An 18,588-nucleotide genomic window follows, 5' to 3' on the forward strand; every position below is an offset into this window, starting at 1 on the left:
CCTCTCGTGTCGGTGAGGCGCCGTGTCAGGGGTCGCCGGGCCTGCCAGTCGGGCGGCCCCTGGGCGCAGCGGTTCAGTGGGTCGTGGTTACGGAGCGCGTCGTGCTGTTCGGACGGCGGCGCGAGCGTCGGGGCTTGCTGCGCCCGTCGACCTTGTTCCGCTGCATCTCCGCGATCACCGCGAGGTCGGAGTCGCTGAACATCAGTTGGTTGGCCATGCGGTGATGAGGGAAAGGCGTGCCGTCCTTGCGGTTCACGCCCCGTCGCAGCCAGTCCACGCCCGTCTTGTCCTCGGGGTCGTCCGGGTCGTTCAGGCCGAGGCGTTCGGCGGCCTTCTTCAAGGTGTAGAAGTGCTCCAGAACGGGCTCGGCAGGCTTCCGCCTGTTACGGGGAGCCGTGTCGGCGGCCATGGGCTTCCTCTCGTGCCGCCTCCTCGGCGAGGAGACGGTCATCGTCGTCGGGCACGTCAAGGACGGTGCGCAGGCGCTTGTACGTGGGGGGTCGCACGCTGTCGCGGTGCCCGGTCTCGAGCTGGCTGAGATACGGCCTGCTGATGCCGACGCGGGCGGCGCAATCGACCTGGCTCATGCCGAGGTCCATGCGACGGGTGCGGATAGCCGTCCCGTCCACCAGGTAGGTGGCTGGGGGTCTGTGCATGCGACGACGCTAGCGACCACCTCTAGGGATTTCCAGAGATACTCATCAGTAATCTCTAGAAATCTCTAGTTCTGTCGATCAGGCAGGGTGTTTGAGCGTCAAGGACACGCCAAGAACCAGTCATCACCTAGGCGTTTCTGGCGGTAGCTAGAGGTAGCTGCCATCATTGGGCGCATGGCGCCCCCCAGCGATCACAGTTCCCGCCACCTGCGGAAACTCGCCGCCCTCGTGACGCAGCGACGCGTAGCGCTCGACATCCGCGACAAGCGCGTCGCCGCTGCGCGCTGCGGCCTGTCCGTGACCACGTACAGCAAGGTCGAGGCAGGGCAGACGGTCACCGGTACGTCATACGGAAAGATCGAGGTCGGGTTCGGCATGCGGGCCGGATCGTGCGCGGCCGTCCTGCAGGGGGCGGACTCGATCACCCTCGAAGACGGCACCGAGCTCATCGAGGGTGGTCAGATTCGTGACTTCGTGGACCCGGAGCGGTTCGCGGAGGCGTCGCCGGGTGCGCTGACAAAGTCTGCAGGCTTGTATGCGCCGGAGCTAACGCTAGGTCAGATCGAGAACATCCACAGGGGGTTCATGGAAGAGCTGCGAAGAAAGGGAGTCCTTCCTGCAGAAGGCTGATCTGCAAGGCTTCCCCGTACAACCTTTTCTGTGTAACCGAATCGTGACGCAGTGAAGCCGATGAAACCTCAACGACCCCTTCGCGCCCAGGCGTTCCGCATGCAACTCTGTCGGTCCACCTGGGGGGTTCTTCCGAAAGATTAGGGGGGACCTATGGGAACGGTCATGACCTACGATCGGCCGGGCTTCACGGCGCATGTTCTGGAGATCGAAGGAAAGATCGTTTGTTTCCTGGCCCCAGCGGTGGCCACGGACAAGGGAATCCAGGCCCGTGTCCGGCGACTGCTCCAGGGCCAAGGGATCGACTGCAGGGAGTGCGGCGGCTGTCCAGTCAGCCAACTGCCCTAAGCAGTCAGCACGCGGAGGCCGGCGGTAGGGGTGCCTGCCGGCACATCCGCGGGCCCCGTTCAGGCTCACTCAGGGGATAGCGCATGCCCTACGTGGAAACGCGCGGCCAATCGATCCGCGTGAAGTGGTGGAACGGCCAGTACAAGTGCGACGACGATGGCGTGCCCACCAAGACGAAAATCTACGACAGTGCCTCCGGCCCTGAGCCTGGCGTGCCATTCCGGGACGAGGAAGAGGCGTACACCTTCGGGCTGGATCGCGAGTACGACGTTCGGCACGGCAAGCACATATCGCGGGCCGACTCTCAGACGCTCATGGAGACGTACGTCTGGCTCTGGTACAAGGCGGCCTCTCTGCGGCCGAACTCAGAGACCACCTACCGGTCGATGCTCAACGCGGTGATAGTGCCGTACTGGGGCAGTCGGCCAGTCGGTGCCATCACGCCACTGGAGTACGACCTCTGGAAGACGCAGGTGGCAGGCAAGTACTCCGACAACTACACCAGCCAACTGCTCGGTCTGTTCCGCATGCTGATGAACGATGCGGTCCTGAAGTACAAGCTGCGCACGGACTCGCCGATCATCGAGCAGCGCAGGCGAGGCAAGTACATCAAGAAGAAGACGCGCCGCGAGAAGATGGACCTGCCCATCACCGCCATCCACAAGGCGGCCGTGAACGCGCACCACGTCTGGGGCTTCACGGGGTGGGTCTATATGTGGACCATCGCTTTCACGGCCATGCGGCCGCCGGGCGAGATGTACGGGCTGCAGCGCGGCTACTCCTCGCCGCACTGGCCGGCCTCCGATCCCGACCCGAAGCGCCGGGAAGAGGGGGTGAAGAGGTACACCGCGAACGGCCTGCACGCCATCCGCGTGCAGCACCAGTTGTACAAGGTGGAAGGCAAGCCGACTCTGGCCGGGCCCAAGTACGAGTCCTACCGCACCGTAGTGATCCCGCCCTTCCTGCATGAGATGCAGTGCGCCCTGCTGGCCTCGCATGATCAGCCGTTCACGTTTCTGTCCCTGATGGGGAAGCCTCTGCTGGGGGTCCGTTTCGAACGGGACTACTGGCACCCGATCCGGGACGGTGCGGAGGAGCGGAAGCCCCGCAAGGGCTACGAGCGCTTCACCCGGCCCAAGCTGCTGCCGGTGGAGGAACTGGCCGGCCAAGACCTGTACCGGCTGCGGCACTGGCACCGGGAGCTCCTGGACGAGCCGGGCGCGGACATTGCGCGGGTGGCGAAGGAGGCCCGCATGGGGCACGAGCTGCCGGGCGTGGAGGGGGTCTACAGCAACGTGACGCTGGCGATGGAGCTGCGTATCGTCGAGTACCTCCAGGAGGTCTGGGAGAAGTTCCTCGCGAGCGGCCCGTGGCTGCCGCCTTTTCCCATTCCTCTCCCAGATGATCACGCGAAAAGTGTTCCATCCCTGTTCAGCGGCTATCCGGTTTTGGACGAGAGTTGATGAAGTCCATGAACCGGCACATGGGGAAGGTCGACTTCAAGGAGTCCCCGGACTCCTCGGACTCCCGGGACTCCTCGGGCTCCCCGGAGTCGCCGGACTCCTCGGCCGCGGCGGGCGCCTCGGGCGCCGCTGAGGGCACCGAGCCTGCCGTGTCCGCGTCGGGGGCGGCCCGCGCCGGGGGCGACAAGGGGTCCAAGGAAGCCTGAGGCTTCTGGCGGGGGCGCCGTGGGCAGCTACGTCCGGGCGCGCCCCGCTGGGGGCTCCCCCCCTCACCCCGCTCGGGGGCTCCGCCCCCGGACCCCCGTATCGGCCTGGACGGCCTCGTCCTCAAACGCCGGACGGGCTGAAACGGACGGGCTGAAACGGGCGGGCTGAACCCGCCGGGCTGAAGTCGTCACCGGGCGTGTTCGGCCAGTGACAGGAGCAGGTGTGCGGACTCCAGACGCAGGTGATCGGAGTGCGCGCCCGCAGGCCCGCGGCCGCGGACGAAGACCTCGCCCGCGTCGACGCTGACGAAGCGGTGGTCAAGGGCATCGTGCGGGTACGCCTCGCCGGTGCCCCGCATCCGGATGCCCGACACGGGTGCGGGCGCCGTGCCGATCCCCGCGTACCCGATGCCCGCACGTCGCTCCGCCCGCAGGTGCCAGAAGCCGGTGGCGCGGTCGTGCTGGGAGTACGTCGCCACGACAGGCCCGCGCAGCGGCGCCCCCGCCAGCGCGGTGAACGTGGCCGCGAAGGCGTCCCTGGGCGCCGCCATCTGAAGCAGCAGCATCGAGTCGACGGTGAACGGCCGCCCCGGCGGCACCGGCGTGCTCCACCCCAGTGTCCCGCCCGGCGGCGCCGCCGCCCACTGCACCGCCTCGCACAGGAACCGGCACCCGAACGAGTGCCCGACGAGACGCAGATACTGACCGCCGCGGTTGGCGAGGACCGGAGGCGTGCGCGGGTCGCCCCGCTGCTCGTCCAGGTAACCGAGCAACTGCCCGATGACGCGGGCGGCGTGCCCGTGGGTGCCCATGGCGTGCGCACGGTCGCGGATGCGGCGGTACCCGCCCAGGGAGGGCAGCGAGCGTGAGGGCCAGCGAACCAGGACGGCCCACGGCACGAACCCCCGCCCGGCCCCCGCCATGCCTGCGCCCGGCACGTGCCGGGTCCCCGCCATGCCTGCACCCGGCACGTGCGCGTCCCTCGCCTCCGCGCCCGGCACGTACGCGTCCCGCGCGTCTGCGCCTCGCCCGTGCGCGTCCCGCGCGTCTGCGCCCGGCACGTGCGCGTCCCGCCCGTACGCGTCCCGCGCGTCTGCGCCTCGCCCGTACGGGTCCCGCGCGTCTGCGTCCCGCCCATACGCGCCCCGCACATCCGCGCCCCGAACATCCGCGACCCGCGCGGCCGCGCCCCGTCCGCAGGGCGCGAGCGCCGGATACAGTTCCGGGCGCTCGGAGCGCTGTCGCTCCACGAGGGCGAGGAGCGTGCGCAGTGCACCGAGCGCCGACTCCTGCGACGTCTGCCAGCCGTGTACGTATACGACGATGTCCGTCGCCCACGGCGGTGGCGTAAGACGCTCCGCGAGGTGCGCGGTGAGGCCGGGCGCGGGGACGGGGCGCGGCCCCTCGCGCGAGGGCCGCAGCGGCCAGCCGCTCTCATCGAGGTCGACGACGGCGACGCCCCCGGCGGCGCCCCCAGCGGCGGCGGCACCCCCCGTAGCGGCACCCCCAGCGGCGAACCGGTCGGCGGTCCCGCTCACGCGGTGTGCTCCAGGCGGCTGTCCATGCCGCTGTGCAGGGCGTAGGCGAAGCCCAGCGGGTTGCGGCAGGTGTCGGCGAAGTGCCGGGCCAGGGAGTGGGCGATGCCGCCCGCCGTCTCCCGCCCCGCGAGATAGCGGGTGACGAAGGCGAGCGCGTACTCGGCGGCGAAGCGCTGCGGCATCTCGATCTGCGGCCCCAGGATCCCGCTGGCCCCCGCGTCGAACAGGGCCCGGCCCAGATACGCCAGGTCGGCGTTGCCGGGGAGCCCCGCGTAACAGGCGTTGAGCAGCACGAAAGGCCGGAAGGGCACGCAGGCGTCCAGGGGCGGGCGGTGGGCGCGCAGGGTGTAGGCGTCGATGGCCTGCTGGTCGGTCAGCTTCAGTACGAGGTACGGGGGTTCGTCGCCCGACGCGGTGAAGTGGCCGTGGCACCAGAAGTACATGAGCTGCTCGTCGAGGAGGCTGTCACGCAGGGCGTGCTCCAGTTCGGCGCGGGTGGTGCGTTCCACGAAGTCGGTGCCATCGGCGAGGACGGCGGCGACCTCGGCGGCCAGGGTCAGGCCCTGCGCGTCCACGCCGGTGTCGTGGTTGAGGCTGACGGCGGGGGCGCTGCGGGGCGGCGGGTCGCGGTCGTCGGCGACGCGGGCGTAGGCGTTGCCGCCGGTGTGCTCCAACTGGTGCCGGTAGCCGAGGAAACGGGCGAACACCCGGTCCGGGGCGGGACCACCCCCGTCGCCCTCGACACCCCCGGGGCCCTCGACACCCCCGGGGCCTTCGGCACCCCCGGGGCCCTCGACACCCCCGGGGCCTTCGGCACCCCCGGCACCCCCGGCACCCCCGGCACCCCGGGCACCCCCGGCACCCCCCTCGTCCGCCGCGGCCGGCAGGCACAGCATCGGCCAGGGCAGGAACAGGTCCGAGTGGAAGCGGATGCGCAGGGCCCGGTCACTGCTCAGGGCGTCCGTCAGGAAGCCGCGGAAGAGCTTGAGTTCCTCGTCCTCGCCGCCGAGGAGCACGTCGTACAGAAGCTGTGTCCCGTAGAGGGCGAGGCGGGAGAGCGCGGCGCGCAGTTCGGCCTCCGGCTCGGCGGTGAGGTCGACCAGGGAGGCGTACGGGAGCGGGGTGCGGCCGGGGGCCGGGCGCCCCGCCGGGTCCAGGGGCGTCAGGGCCACGAACTCGTCCCGCCACACCTGCCGCAGCCGCGCGGCGACCCTGCGGACCTCGCGCGGGCGCACCTTGAGCGTGACGGTGTGCTCGGAACCGCTGAGCGAGGGGACGGCGGGCCCGTACATCCGGGCCCGTACGTTCTCGTCGTCACGCCGGGCGTCGAGGCCGACGACCAGGTCGGGATGGCGGATCACATGCCGCGGGAGCCGGGTGAAGCCGAGACTGGGGTCGTGCGTGATGCGGGTGGGAAGCTCGTGGGCCATGTCCCCTAGGCCCTCCGCAGCGCTTCCGGCGACAGCGTGGCAGTTGGGGAGCCGCCTCCGCCGTCGGTCACGTCGATGTACGTCTCGACCTGCTGGAGGACGGTGGCCGTCGCCGAGTGCTCGATGGTGAACAGCAGCCGGTGCCGCCCCGCCCGGCGCGGCGTGAACAGGAACTCGGCGCCGTCCGGGTCGCGGGGGGACGGTTTGAGGGTGACGGCGTGGGTGGGTTCGACGTCGGCGGCGGTGAGGGGAGTGGCCCGGGCGGTGAGCCAGGGGAGGTCGGCGGCGCGGGTCGACCAGGGGTGGTCGGGGCCGGGGTCCACGCGCAGGGCGATACGGGCGGCCGCGCTGGTGGTGGCCTCGTCGTCGAGCAGGACGAGGCGGACGCGGGACAGCGACGGCGGGGCGCCGCTGTCGGGGTGCGCTCCGGGTTCCGGGACGGTGTAGCGGGCGGCGAGGGGAATGGGGCCGTCGGGCCACTCCACGTAGGCGCGCAGGACGTGAGGAGGATAGAACCTCTCCAGGTCGCCCTTCAGGCCGAGGGACCTGCGGCGGGCGAAGGCGAGGCCGGTCGGCCCGCCCCTGTCGTACGACGTCCGGGCCCACCGCTCACCGGCCGCGTCGTCCATGGCCGCGAACAGCCGCGAGGCGTCGAGGTACCGGCGGTCGCGGCGGTCCCCGGCCGGGTCTCGCCGCCGCCCGAGCTCCGCGAGTTCCAGGGCGCTCCACGCCTGGCCGTGCGGGCAGCCGGTGGCGACGAAGTCCGTGTGCGCCCGGCGCAGGAAGAACGCGGCGTCGGGCGACGCGGTCCGGGCGAGCCCCGGGAGCAGACCGAGGCAGTGCTGCGCCCAGGCGGCGCCGAGCCGGTCGGGGATGCCCCAGAACTCCATGAACGCCTGGGCGACGTGTTCCCTGGCCGACTCGAAGTCGAGCGCCTCCGCCTCCGCGAACCCGGTGTACAGCAGAGCCCAGGTCGCGCCCCGCACGTCATGGTTCCGCCGGTGCAGGTCGCGCGCCCGGGTGAGTGCCTCGATCGCCTCCTCGTGGGCGCCGTCGAACAGCGCGACCCGGGCCAGCTCGGTGCTGCTCCACGCCACACCGTGCAGGTCGCCGAGGCCGGCGAACGTGTGCCGGGCGGCTTCGAGGCGCTTGCGGGCCTCCTCCGTGTCACCGCGCAGCAGCCTGAGCCGCCCGTAGTGGTGTACGGCCCAGGCCTCGCCGCGCCGGTCGCCCCGGACCTGGTGGGCCTCGACGGCGCGGCGCAGCAGCCGGTCGACGCCGGTGAGCGTGCCCATGTCGCACTGGAGCGCGGCCTGTGTGTGCAGGACCCAGCCGTCGGGTGTGCGGGCGGGGATGCCGTCGAGCGTGATGGCGGCGGCTGCGAGGCGGCCCAGGTGGCGCCGGGTGACGGCCTCTTCGAGGGCGGCCCGGGGGGACGGGGACGGCTTCAGGACCCGGGACGCCGTCGTGGGGTTCCCCGTCTCGCGGGTGGACACGGCGGCCAGGAGCCGTACCGGTTCGTAGTCGCCCGTCAGGTGCCACAGCGACTGCTTCATCCGCAGCAGCCGGAACATCCCGTGCCTGCCGGCCAGATGGGGTTCGAGTTCCCGCAGGAGCGCCGTGGCCTGCGGTTCGTGCGCACACAGCAGCCGGACGGCGAGGTCCGCGTACGCGTCGGGGCCGTCCCGCAGGTCCGCGCGCCCTTCGAGGACGGCCGCCGCGAGCTCCCTGTCCAGCGCGGCACCCGCGTCCGTACGTTCCGCCGGGCGCGCCTCCGCCACCGCCGCGGGGTGCAGCCGGTACCGGCCTGCCCGGGTCTGCTGGAGCAGCCCGCCGGTGTACAGCTCTCCCACCGCCGTACGGCAGCCGGTCCCGCGCAGTGCCGATGCCACCGGGACGGTGAACTCCTCGCCCGCCCACCGCGTGAGGACATCGAGCAGTGCGGCGGCCGGGGCACGGAGGCGGTCCCTGGCCGGAACCGGGCGTACGGCGTCCTCACCGAACGGGTGCACCCTGCGGCTGATCAGGCGCAGGCCCGTGCCGGTGTGGCGGGAGGCGGTCGTCGCGAGGACCCGGGTGTCCGTGCCGTGCAGGGTCCGCGCGATCAACCGCAGCAGGGTGGCGCCGGGCTCACCGGCGGGCACGCCGTGGAGCACGACGACATGGCAGCGCCCCGCCCGGAGCTGCTCGCGGCACAGGGCGGTCAGCATGGGCACCAGGACGTCGGGCGCCGCGGACACCGTGCCGATCAACGGCTCCGGCGCCTCGCCGAGCGCCTCGAGGAGCCGCAGCAGCGTGAGCTCGGGCGCGACGTCGGAACGCAGGACCGGGACGCGGAGGACGTCGAACGCGCGTATCTCGGCGTGCCGGAGGAGGCGCGACGCCGCCGCGTACGTCCCGGCCCCGGGCGCCCCGTACAGCTCCAGGACCGGGCGCCGGACGCGGCCCCCGGTCAGCCATCGCACGTCGCGGTACCGGGGGCGTGCCGGACGTGGACCGAGACCCGGCACGGACTCTTCCGGCATCCGGCCGATCACCGCATCACCCCCCCGCCCGCGCGTCAACCCCCAACTATCGCGCTTGAGTTGACGACAGGCCAGCGTTCTCACGGAGTGGCGCTCACCGGCACCCCCATGACCTCCCGAGCATGCCTGCTCGGCGTCATCCCGAGCCGCCACCCCTGCCACCCGGCATCCAGCTCGGCCCCCCGGTCGAGCAACAGCAGATACGCCTCCACGTACTCGTCGAGCTTGCCGTCGCGCAGGGGGTGGGCGGCGCGGGAGAGCTGGGCGAGTTCCTCCTGGGCGACCGCTGTGCCGATCTCCCAGCCGCCGGGGGACGCGTAGGGCAGGAGGGTGGCGCGCAGGAAGTGGGCCCAGTCCTCGCCGCGGCGGTCGCCGTAGGAGGCGAACAGGGCGATGGCCTCGTCGCAGAGGGAGAGGGCCGCCTGCGTGCGGGCGTTCCCCGCGTCGACGACCGCAAGTTCCAGGCACGTCCACGCCTCGCCGTGCGCCACCCCGATGCGCTGGAAGTCGGCGCGCGCGTCCACCAGGAGCTGGCGGGCGAAACCGGAGTTGCGCAGGGAGCCGGTCTGGGCGGCGCGCTGGTCGCGGGTGACGCGGGCCGAGTGGTGGCGGGCGCAGGCCAGGCCGTACACGTCGCGCATGCGCGAGAACATCGTGCGGGCCCGTTCCAGATCGCGGACGGCCTGCGCGAGGTCGCCGGTCTCCTCCAGGGCCTGGCCCAGGTAGTACAGGGACCAGGCCTCCCCGCGGGCGTCCTCGTTGTCGCGGTGCCGGGAGACGGCCTGGCGCAGGCCGTCCACGGCGGGCGCGGGATCGCCCGCGACCAGGCGGGCCCGGGCGAGCTGGGTGAGGGCCCAGGCCTCACCGCGGGCGTCACGCGTGGTGACGTACAGATCCAGGGCGCGGCGCAGCTCGTCCTCCGCGCGCTCCACCTCGCCCATGCGCAGACACACCTGGCCGAGCTGGAAGTGCGCCCAGGCCTCGCCGTGCACGGACTCGCTCTCGCGGTGCAGGGCGAGGGCGGTGTGCAGCATCTCCTGGGCCTCGCCGAGGCGGGAGCGGTCGCGTTCGACGGCGGCGAGGGCGTGCAGGGTCCAGGCGCGGTCGCCCGCGAGGTCCTCCGAGACCTGGAGGTCGAGCGCCTCGCGCAGGCGCGCCGCGGCCTCGGACAGATTGCCCTGGTGGTGCAGGGTGATACCGAGGGAGCCGAGGGCACGGGCGGCCCCCGCGTCCTGGTGGGCCTCGAAGTAGAGGTCGACGACGGAGGAGAGCGTGGAGCGGGCCTGGTCGAGGTCGCCGAGCTGGCGGGCGGCGATGCCGGTGCGCCACTGCACGCTGCGCTCCATCCGGTTGTGCCCGGCCGCGCCCGCGGCGCCCGCGCCCGCCTTCTCCAGGGACTGCGCGAATTCGCTGATCTCGCCCAGGCGGTAGAGGTCGCCGCGCAGCAGGCAGTAGTCGCACAGCGCGCCGAGCAGGTTGAGGACGGCCTGCGGGTCCACGCCCTCCGCGTGCCGCAGCGCCGCCGTGATGAAGCTCGACTCGTCGTCGAGCCAGCGCAGCGCGGAGTCCAGGGACGTGAAGCCGTGCTGCCCGAAGTGGTCGGCGCGCGTCGACGTCTTGCCGTCGACGAGGCGGATCACCGAGTCGGCGAGCTCGCCGTAGCTGACGATGAGCCGCTCCTGCGCGGCCGTGCGCTCCGCGGGCTCCTCCTCGTCGGCGAGGCGGGCCCGCGCGAAGGCGCGCACGAGGTCGTGCAGGCGGTACCGGTCGCCCCTGATGTGGTCGATGAGCCCGGCCCGCGCGAGGGCGGTGAGCTGCCGCCCCGCCTCGGCCTCGCCCTCCCGTCGCCCGCCACCGCCCTTGTTCGAAGGCCCTGCGGGCCCCGTTCGACTGCCGAGCAGCGCCGCGGCCGCCGCCGCGCCGAGCGAGGCCCGCCCCGCGAGCGCGAGCCGCCGCAGCAGGCGTCGCGCCGTCTCCGACTGATCGGTGTAGCGCAGCCACAGCGCGCGCTCCACGGGCGCCACGGCGTCCTGGGGCCCGTACGCGGACAGATCGGCGACCAGTTGCAGCGGGGTACGGGGACCGAGCGACGAACCGGCGGCGCGCAGCGCCAGCGGCAGCCCGCCGCACAGGTCCCGCACGGTCTCCAGGGACGCGGCGTCGTAGGGCCCCGCGAGGTCCTCCGCCGCCTCGCGGAGCAACTGCTCGGCGCCCGCCGCGTCCAGGGCCGCCACCGGCAGGCCGTGCACCCACGCGGGCAGGTCGTCCGGCAGGTCGAGGGGCTCGCGGGCGGTGACCAGGACGAGGCTGTTGGAGCGTTCGGGGACGAGGGCGCGGACCTGCTCCGGGTCGGCGGCGTCGTCGAGCACGATGACGACCTCCAGACCCGTCAGATGCTGGTGGTAGAGCTCACTGAGCCGTTTGACCTGTTGTTCCTGCGTGGACCGCTCCCGGAAGAGCAGTTGTTCGCGCGGGGCGCCCAGACGGTTGAGCAGGTGCAGCAGGGCGTCGCGTGTCGACAGGGGCACGGCGCCGGGGGTGTCGCCGCGCAGGTCCACCAGGCAGGCGCCGCGGAACTGGTCCTTCAGGTCGTGCGCCGCCCGCACCGCGAGCGAGGACCGTCCCGCGCCCGGCGGGCCGTGCAGCACGACGACCGTCGGCTTGGTCCGGGTGCTCGCGCGGCCCGCGTGCACCCACTGCGCGATGCGCCCGAGCTCGGTGCGCCGCCCCGAGAAAGGCGCCTGGGACTGCGGGAGTTGGGTGTAGGACTGTTCGAGTACGGTGCGCCGCCGCGCCGCCGCGCTCTTGTCGGTGCGCCGCAGTTGGGGCGCCGCCTTCTTCTGCCCGCCGCCCGACACGCCGCCGCCCGACGCGGCCGTGAGTACGCGCTGCTGGTCGAGGAACGGCCGGATGCCCCGCACCTCCAGCGCCGTCAGCCACTGGAGGCGCAGTTGCGCGGGCCCGCCCGGCTGGCTCACCGCGCCCGCGTGCCGCTGCGCGGCCGGGACGTGGGACGCCGTCACCTTCACCACCGTCGCCGCGGCCCCCGCCACCGCGACGGCGGCGCCCGCGCCCAGGGCCGTGCCGCCGCCCGTGCCGAGCGCGAGGTCGGCCGCCGTGGCCGCGACGGCGGCGACCGCCGCGACGAGCAGCGGGGTGCCCGCGCCCTCCTTCGCGTACCGCTGGCCGAACGTGAGCTGCCCGGCCGCCGCCTCGTCCAGGGCCCGCGTGTACGCCTCGTACTCCTCGGCCGCCGTCTGCGCCATGGCGTCGAGCGCGCCCCGCGCCCGGGACAGGAGCACACCGCCGTCCGTGCGGCCGCCGGTGCGCCGGACCTCCTCCTCGACCGCCCGTGCCAACAGCCCCTCGGCTTCGGCCCGATGGCTGTCCCGCATGTGGTCCCCCTCCGAGAGCGGCACGTGCCGTCCACACGTGCCGGTACCTCTACATGTACGTGTCAGTGTCCTGCGTACGAGGCGTCGGCGCGAGCGACTCCGCGGATCAGGGCCTTCGGTGCGCGAGGATGGGACCATGCCGAACCGACTGGCCCATGAGACGTCCCCCTATCTGCTCCAGCACGCCGACAACCCGGTCGACTGGTGGCCGTGGTCGGCCGAGGCGTTCGCCGCCGCCCGTGAGCGCGGGGTGCCCGTGCTGCTCTCCGTCGGCTACTCGAGCTGCCACTGGTGTCATGTCATGGCGCACGAGTCCTTCGAGGACGAGTCCACGGCCGCACTCATGAACGAGCACTTCGTGAACGTCAAGGTCGACCGCGAGGAGCGTCCCGACGTCGACGCCGTCTACATGGAGGCCGTCCAGGCGGCGACCGGCCACGGCGGCTGGCCGATGACGGTGTTCCTCACCGCCGACGCCGAACCCTTCTACTTCGGCACCTACTTCCCGCCCGAGCCGCGCCACGGCATGCCGTCCTTCCCGCAGGTGCTCGACGGGGTGCGGCGGGCCTGGACGGACCGCCGTGACGAGGTCGGCGAGGTCGCCGGGAAGATCGTCAAGGACCTGTCGGAGCGTCAGCTCGCGTTCGGTGACGGGCAACTGCCCGGCGAGGACGAACTCGCCCAGGCGCTGCTCGGTCTGACCAGGGACTACGACGCGAACCACGGCGGCTTCGGCGGCGCGCCGAAGTTCCCGCCGTCCATGGTCGTGGAGTTCCTGCTCCGCCACCACGTCCGCACCGGCGCCGAGGGCGCCCTGCAGATGGCCGCGGACACCTGTGAGCGGATGGCGCGCGGCGGCATCTACGACCAGCTCGGCGGCGGCTTCGCCCGCTACTCCGTCGACCGGGAGTGGGTCGTACCGCACTTCGAGAAGATGCTGTACGACAACGCGCTGCTCTGTCGCGTCTACGCCCATCTGTGGCGCGGCACGGGTTCCGATCTGGCCTGCCGGGTCGCCCTGGAGACGGCCGACTTCATGGTCCGCGAACTGCGCACCAACGAGGGCGGTTTCGCCTCCGCGCTCGACGCCGACAGCGAGGACGCGGCGGGTGAACTCGTCGAGGGCGCCTACTACGTCTGGACGCCCGCGCAACTGCGCGAGGTCCTCGGCGAGGCGGACGGCGACCTCGCGGCCGCGTACTTCGGCGTGACCGAGGAGGGCACCTTCGAGGAGGGCGCCTCCGTCCTCCAGTTGCCGCAGGGCGAGGAGGGAGCGGTCGCCGACGCCCGGCGGATCGCCGGCATTCGCGAGCGGCTGCTCGCCGCCCGCGCCGAGCGGCCCGCGCCCGGCCGCGACGACAAGGTGGTCGCCGCCTGGAACGGTCTCGCGATCGCCGCGCTCGCCGAGACGGGCGCGCTCTTCGACCGCCCCGACCTGGTCGCCGCGGCCGTCGGTGCCGCGGATCTGCTGGTACGTCTCCACCTCGACGACCGGGCCCGGCTCGCCCGCACCTCCAAGGACGGGCAGGCGGGCGCCAACGCCGGGGTCCTGGAGGACTACGCCGACGTGGCCGAGGGGTTCCTCGCGCTCGCCTCCGTGACCGGCGAGGGCGTGTGGCTCGACTTCGCCGGGTTCCTCCTCGACCACGTCCTCGCCCAGTTCGTGGACGCGGAGTCCGGGGCGCTGTACGACACGGCGGCGGACGGGGAGCGCCTCATCCGGCGGCCGCAGGACCCGACGGACAACGCGGCGCCCTCCGGGTGGACGGCGGCGGCGGGCGCGCTGCTCGCGTACGCCGCGCACACCGGGGCGCGCCCGCACCGCGATGCCGCGGAGCGCGCCCTCGGGGTCGTCAAGGCGCTCGGTCCGCGTGTGCCGCGCTTCATCGGGCACGGCCTCGCGGTGGCGGAGGCCGCGCTCGACGGACCCCGTGAGGTGGCCGTCGTCGGCGCGGTCGGCGGTGCGATGCACCGCGTGGCCCTGCTCGGTACGGCCCCCGGCGCCGTCGTGGCCGCGGGGCCCTCCGGCGGGGAGCTTCCCCTCCTCGCGGACCGTGCCGCGGTGGACGGCCGGGAGACGGCCTACGTGTGCCGCGACTTCGTCTGCGACCGCCCCACCACGGACCCCCAGGCCCTGGCGAGGACCCTGGGCACGCTGTCCTGACCCCTTCCTTCACCCACCCGCCCACCCGTTTCCAGCGGCCCGTCAGGTGACCGCCACCCGCGGTGGTGCGCCACCGTCGGCGACAGCGGCTGCGCCTCGCTGGGCAACGCCCCTGCCCGACGGCGGCGCGTGGACAACAAGAGCCCGTCTGGCGATCGGGAAGCGCGGGCGAATCAAAGCCCGTTCGGCGTTCGGCGTTCGGCGAGCGCGGGTCAATAAGAGCCCGTTCGGCGATCTGGGAGCGCGGGCGAATCAAAGCCCGTTCGGCGTTCGGCGTTCGGCGAGCGCGGGTCAATAAGAGCCCGTTCGGCGTTCGGGGGGCGCGGGCCAATAAGAGCCCGTCCGGCGATTGAGGACGAGGCCGCAGGCCGATGGGCGGTCAGCCGGGTGTGCCCGAAGCGGCTCGGGGGGCGGGCGGCGCCGGCGAGGCGGGCGGGAACTCGGCGAGCGCGCCCCGCACGATCTGCTCAAGCCGATCGTGGTGGGCGCCCCGCCAGTACACGCGGGTACAGGCCCCGCACTCCGCGAACACGTCGTACGACCCCCGCGTCCCCCCGTGCAACCGCTCCGCGACGTCCTCCTTGCGGGCGGCACGCAACGCGCCGTTGCACGCGGTGCAGCGCGTCCACGGCGACAGGGCGGGCGCGAACCGGCCGAGCACGTCGCGCAACTGGTCGTCGGGCCGGTCGCTGTAGACGTACGCGCCCGCCCACAGCTCACGCCGCCGCAGAAGCCCCCGGTCCCGGCTGAGCAGCACCCGGCGCTCGGCGGCGGAGCGGGCGGCGAGCGCGGGATCGCCGATGTCCGTGCTCTCGTACGCGGCGTCCACGCCGAGCAGCCGCAACCGCCGTGCGAGCGTGCCCAGATGGACGTCGAGGAGGAAGCGCAACGGCTCCGACGGGGCTTCCTCCGGCCGCACCCGCTGCGGCCGGGGCACGGCCCGCACCTCGACCCGCTGCCCGGCGGCGGGCACATGCGCGGCCGCCACCTCGGCCCCGTCCACGACGAGCGCCCCGACCTCCGTGAGCGGCACGCCGAGGGACTCCACGACGTGCCCGAGCGTCGACGCGCCGTCGGTGACCGCCGTGGTGGGCCCGCCGCGCCGCTCGTGCGGGACGAAGAGCGCGAGGCCGGGGTCGAAGTCGACAAGGATTTCCGGACCGTTCATCCGGTCAGGATGGCACGCGCCCGCCACTTCTGACCGGCGCTTCACCCCGCGGGGCGCGGTCGGGGCGGTCGGCTCAGGCCCTGAACCGCAGTACGTGCCGTCAGCCGTGTTGGTAGGCGACCAGGGAGATGCCTACGTAGTGCACCGCGAACGCGGCGAGTGTGAAGGAGTGGAAGACCTCGTGGAAGCCGAACCAGCGGGGGGAGGGGTCGGGGCGCTTGAAGCCGTAGACCACGCCGCCCGCGCTGTACAGCAGGCCGCCCACGATGACCAGGACGAGGACCGCGATGCCGCCCGTACGCAGGAAGTCGGGCAGGAAGAAGACGGCCGCCCAGCCCATCGCCAGATAGCAGGGGGTGTAGAGCCAGCGCGGGGCGCCCACCCAGAAGACGCGGAAGACGATGCCCGCGGCGGCCGCCGCCCAGATGCCCCACATCAGCCACTCGCCCTTGGCGCCGGGCAGGAGCAGCAGGGTCAGCGGTGTGTACGTCCCCGCGATGATCAGGAAGATGTTGGCGTGGTCGAGTCTGCGCAGCACGCCGTCCGCCCGGGGGCTCCAGTCGCCGCGGTGGTAGAGCGCGCTGACGCCGAACAGCAGACAGGCCGTAAGGACATAGATCCCGCAGGCGATGCGGCCGCGGGTGGAGTCGGCGAGGGCCGTCAGGAACACGCCCGAGATCAGCACCGCGGGGAACATCCCGGCGTGCAGCCAGCCGCGCAGCTTGGGCTTCACGGGGAGCTCGGGCGTGGTGGCTGCCGTGCTCGGTTCACTTACGGGGGAATTCACGATCGCGTCGGGGACAGGTGCGGTCATGGCTTCCATCGTACCTACGGGACCGTAAGTCAGGTATCAAGCCTGACCTGCCGAAAGCTTACAAGTGGCGAGCCTCACGGTCACCGGCGAGGGTGTGCCAGATGGCGGGCACAGGGAGTGGCGATGCTCACGCCGCTCAGGTGTGAGGCACTCTGGACAGATGGGCAAACGCGTCGGATGATCAAATGAGTGCGGTCGGCACCGGATGAGCGCCCATGAGTTCGAAGCAGTGAAGCGTCCGGGTCGCAGCCCCCACGGGGCCCCAACCACAAATCCCTCGTACTAGGAGCAATCGTGGCGCGCGACATCGCGGCTCCCTCTTCAGCGGACACCCCGGACTCCCTGGGCGCCGCCCCCACCGACCACCAGGAGCTGCTCTCCTGGGTGAACGAGATCGCCGAACTGACGCAGCCGGACCGGGTGGTCTGGTGCGACGGCTCCGAGGCCGAGTACGAGCGCCTGTGCGAGGAGCTCGTCGTCAGGGGCACCTTCAAGAAGCTGGACCCGATCAAGCGGCCCAACTCCTACTACGCGGCCTCCGACCCCACCGACGTCGCCCGGGTGGAGGACCGCACCTTCATCTGCTCCGAGAAGGAGGCGGACGCCGGGCCCACCAACCACTGGAAGGCCCCCGCGGAGATGCGGGAGATCTTCACCGGCGAGGGCGGCCGGGGCGGGATCTTCCGTGGCTCCATGCGCGGCCGGACGATGTACGTCGTGCCGTTCTGCATGGGCCCGCTCGGCTCGCCGCTGTCCGCGATCGGCGTCGAGATCACCGACTCCGCGTACGTCGCCGTGTCCATGCGCACCATGACCCGCATGGGCCGCCCGGTCCTGGACGAACTCGGCTCCGACGGCTTCTTCGTGAAGGCCGTGCACACCCTGGGCGCCCCGCTGGAGCCCGGCCAGTCGGACGTCCCCTGGCCGTGCAACTCCACGAAGTACATCTCGCACTTCCCCGAGTCCCGCGAGATCTGGTCGTACGGCTCCGGCTACGGCGGCAACGCCCTGCTCGGCAAGAAGTGCTACGCCCTGCGCATCGCGTCCGTGATGGCCCGCGACGAGGGCTGGCTCGCCGAGCACATGCTGATCCTCAAGCTCACCCCGCCCACCGGTGAGTCGAAGTACGTGGCCGCCGCGTTCCCGTCCGCCTGCGGCAAGACCAACCTCGCCATGCTGGAGCCCACGATCTCCGGCTGGACCGTGGAGACCATCGGCGACGACATCGCCTGGATGCGGTTCGGCGAGGACGGCCGCCTCTACGCGATCAACCCGGAGGCGGGTTTCTTCGGCGTCGCGCCCGGCACCGGTGAGCACACCAACGCCAACGCGATGAAGACGCTGTGGGGCAACGCGGTCTTCACCAACGTCGCCCTCACCGACGACCACGACGTCTGGTGGGAGGGGATGACGGAGGAGGAGCCCAAGCACCTCACGGACTGGAAGGGCAACGACTGGTCCCCGGACGCGGGCACCCCCGCCGCGCACCCGAACGCCCGCTTCACCGTGCCCGCCTCGCAGTGCCCGATCATCGCGCCCGAGTGGGAGGACCCCAAGGGCGTGCCGATCTCCGCGATCCTCTTCGGCGGCCGACGGGCCTCCGCCGTGCCGCTGGTCACCGAGTCCTTCGACTGGAACCACGGCGTCTTCCTCGGTGCGAACGTCGCCTCCGAGAAGACCGCCGCGGCCGAGGGCAAGGTCGGTGAGCTGCGCCGCGACCCGTTCGCCATGCTGCCCTTCTGCGGCTACAACATGGGCGACTACATGGCCCACTGGGTGGACGTCGCCAAGGGCAAGGACCAGGCGAAGCTGCCGAAGATCTACTACGTGAACTGGTTCCGGAAGGACGCGGACGGGAAGTTCGTGTGGCCCGGGTTCGGTGAGAACAGCCGGGTTCTGAAGTGGATCGTGGACCGGCTCGACGGGCGTGCCGAGGGTGTCGAGACCGCCATCGGTGTGCTGCCGACGCCCGCGTCGATCGACACCGCCGGGCTTGAGCTGCCGGCCGCCGATCTTGAATTTCTCCTCACTGTCGACAAGGAGGTGTGGCGGGAGGAGGCTGCGCTCGTGCCCGAGCACCTCAATACCTTCGGGGAGCACACCCCGAAGGAGCTGTGGGACGAGTACCGCGCCCTGGTCGCCCGCCTGGGCTGAGCCCTTTCCCCCACCCACCCGCCCTCCACCGCGCCAGCGCACCCGCCCTCAAACACCGAACGGGTTCCTCCCCCCCCCCCCCCCCCTCCCCCGCCCT

At 72.4% G+C, this 18,588-nt stretch carries 13 protein-coding genes; 5 read left to right on the forward strand and 8 right to left on the reverse strand.

Annotated elements, in window-relative coordinates; genetic code table 11:
- Nucleotides 1-73 precede the first annotated feature (73 nt).
- Together IG78_RS0131835 and IG78_RS0131840 are read right to left on the reverse strand one after the other, a co-directional pair.
- Nucleotides 74-409 (reverse strand): hypothetical protein, encoded by a 336-nt coding sequence (locus tag IG78_RS0131835; RefSeq protein ID WP_030569728.1) that lies wholly within the window; start codon nucleotides 407-409, stop codon nucleotides 74-76.
- The gene (locus IG78_RS0131840; protein ID WP_030569730.1) at nucleotides 384-656 is read right to left on the reverse strand and encodes a helix-turn-helix domain-containing protein; all 273 of its coding nucleotides are present in this window, start codon (nucleotides 654-656) and stop codon (nucleotides 384-386) included. The genes IG78_RS0131835 and IG78_RS0131840 overlap by 26 nt, the downstream gene beginning before the upstream one ends.
- A gap of 174 nt (nucleotides 657-830) precedes the next feature.
- Here IG78_RS0131840 and IG78_RS0131845 point away from each other — a divergent pair, with 174 nt between their 5' ends.
- The 3 genes from IG78_RS0131845 (at nucleotide 831) to IG78_RS0131855 (ending at nucleotide 3,303) form a co-directional block, all read left to right on the forward strand.
- Entirely contained in the window at nucleotides 831-1,286 is a 456-nt protein-coding gene (locus IG78_RS0131845; RefSeq protein ID WP_030569737.1) for a hypothetical protein, read from the forward strand.
- Nucleotides 1,287-1,717: 431 nt separating this feature from the next.
- Nucleotides 1,718-3,097 carry a hypothetical protein gene (locus IG78_RS0131850; RefSeq protein ID WP_051853093.1) on the forward strand — a complete coding sequence of 460 codons (1,380 nt, stop codon included), beginning with the start codon at nucleotides 1,718-1,720 and terminating at the stop codon, nucleotides 3,095-3,097.
- On the forward strand, nucleotides 3,097-3,303 hold the full coding sequence (locus IG78_RS0131855) for a hypothetical protein (RefSeq protein WP_030569740.1): 207 nt from the start codon (nucleotides 3,097-3,099) through the stop codon (nucleotides 3,301-3,303). Before IG78_RS0131850 ends, IG78_RS0131855 begins: the two co-directional genes overlap by 1 nt.
- Nucleotides 3,304-3,491: 188 nt before the next feature.
- Here the strand turns inward: IG78_RS0131855 and IG78_RS51765 are convergent, their stop codons facing one another.
- The 4 genes from IG78_RS51765 to IG78_RS0131875 form a co-directional block, all read right to left on the reverse strand.
- Complete coding sequence (locus tag IG78_RS51765; RefSeq protein WP_225882312.1) at nucleotides 3,492-4,841, reverse strand: pentapeptide repeat-containing protein; 1,350 nt, start codon at nucleotides 4,839-4,841, stop codon at nucleotides 3,492-3,494.
- Nucleotides 4,838-6,271 carry a CHAT domain-containing protein gene (locus tag IG78_RS49600; RefSeq protein ID WP_037686978.1) on the reverse strand — a complete coding sequence of 478 codons (1,434 nt, stop codon included), beginning with the start codon at nucleotides 6,269-6,271 and terminating at the stop codon, nucleotides 4,838-4,840. The genes IG78_RS51765 and IG78_RS49600 overlap by 4 nt, the downstream gene beginning before the upstream one ends.
- A gap of 5 nt (nucleotides 6,272-6,276) precedes the next feature.
- Entirely contained in the window at nucleotides 6,277-8,736 is a 2,460-nt protein-coding gene (locus IG78_RS0131870) for a tetratricopeptide repeat protein (RefSeq protein ID WP_157855930.1), read from the reverse strand.
- A gap of 140 nt (nucleotides 8,737-8,876) precedes the next feature.
- Nucleotides 8,877-12,191 carry a tetratricopeptide repeat protein gene (locus IG78_RS0131875; RefSeq protein ID WP_030569750.1) on the reverse strand — a complete coding sequence of 1,105 codons (3,315 nt, stop codon included), beginning with the start codon at nucleotides 12,189-12,191 and terminating at the stop codon, nucleotides 8,877-8,879.
- 136 nt (nucleotides 12,192-12,327) lie between these two features.
- On the opposite strand from IG78_RS0131875, the gene IG78_RS0131880 reads away from it, so the two are divergent.
- A complete protein-coding gene (locus IG78_RS0131880) occupies nucleotides 12,328-14,355 on the forward strand; it encodes a thioredoxin domain-containing protein (protein ID WP_030569754.1) in 2,028 nt (675 codons plus the stop codon).
- Nucleotides 14,356-14,734: 379 nt separating this feature from the next.
- Here IG78_RS0131880 and IG78_RS0131885 read toward each other — a convergent pair whose 3' ends face one another.
- Together IG78_RS0131885 and trhA are read right to left on the reverse strand one after the other, a co-directional pair.
- Nucleotides 14,735-15,523, reverse strand: a complete 789-nt coding sequence (locus tag IG78_RS0131885) for a Mut7-C RNAse domain-containing protein (RefSeq protein WP_051853094.1) — start codon at nucleotides 15,521-15,523, stop codon at nucleotides 14,735-14,737.
- A gap of 100 nt (nucleotides 15,524-15,623) precedes the next feature.
- The gene (gene trhA, locus IG78_RS0131890) at nucleotides 15,624-16,337 is read right to left on the reverse strand and encodes a PAQR family membrane homeostasis protein TrhA (protein ID WP_030569761.1); all 714 of its coding nucleotides are present in this window, start codon (nucleotides 16,335-16,337) and stop codon (nucleotides 15,624-15,626) included.
- Nucleotides 16,338-16,631: 294 nt separating this feature from the next.
- Between trhA and IG78_RS0131895 the strand changes: the two genes are divergently transcribed.
- Entirely contained in the window at nucleotides 16,632-18,491 is a 1,860-nt protein-coding gene (locus IG78_RS0131895; RefSeq protein WP_030569762.1) for a phosphoenolpyruvate carboxykinase (GTP), read from the forward strand.
- The last annotated feature ends 97 nt before the right edge of the window (nucleotides 18,492-18,588 follow it).

It is taken from the genome of Streptomyces aureocirculatus, assembly GCF_000720475.1.
GTDB classification, from domain to species: Bacteria; Actinomycetota; Actinomycetes; order Streptomycetales; family Streptomycetaceae; genus Streptomyces; species Streptomyces aureocirculatus.

Excerpts from the sequence above, each read along its gene's own strand:
- IG78_RS0131835 (WP_030569728.1), bottom strand. The coding sequence starts at position 409 with ATGGCCGCCGACACGGCTCCCCGTAACAGGCGGAAGCCTGCCGAGCCC.
- IG78_RS0131840 (WP_030569730.1), bottom strand. The coding sequence starts at position 656 with ATGCACAGACCCCCAGCCACCTACCTGGTGGACGGGACGGCTATCCGC.
- IG78_RS0131845 (WP_030569737.1), top strand. The coding sequence starts at position 831 with ATGGCGCCCCCCAGCGATCACAGTTCCCGCCACCTGCGGAAACTCGCC.
- IG78_RS0131850 (WP_051853093.1), top strand. The coding sequence starts at position 1,718 with ATGCCCTACGTGGAAACGCGCGGCCAATCGATCCGCGTGAAGTGGTGG.
- IG78_RS0131855 (WP_030569740.1), top strand. The coding sequence starts at position 3,097 with ATGAAGTCCATGAACCGGCACATGGGGAAGGTCGACTTCAAGGAGTCC.
- IG78_RS49600 (WP_037686978.1), bottom strand. The coding sequence starts at position 6,271 with ATGGCCCACGAGCTTCCCACCCGCATCACGCACGACCCCAGTCTCGGC.
- IG78_RS0131875 (WP_030569750.1), bottom strand. The coding sequence starts at position 12,191 with ATGCGGGACAGCCATCGGGCCGAAGCCGAGGGGCTGTTGGCACGGGCG.
- IG78_RS0131880 (WP_030569754.1), top strand. The coding sequence starts at position 12,328 with ATGCCGAACCGACTGGCCCATGAGACGTCCCCCTATCTGCTCCAGCAC.
- IG78_RS0131885 (WP_051853094.1), bottom strand. The coding sequence starts at position 15,523 with ATGAACGGTCCGGAAATCCTTGTCGACTTCGACCCCGGCCTCGCGCTC.
- trhA (WP_030569761.1), bottom strand. The coding sequence starts at position 16,337 with ATGACCGCACCTGTCCCCGACGCGATCGTGAATTCCCCCGTAAGTGAA.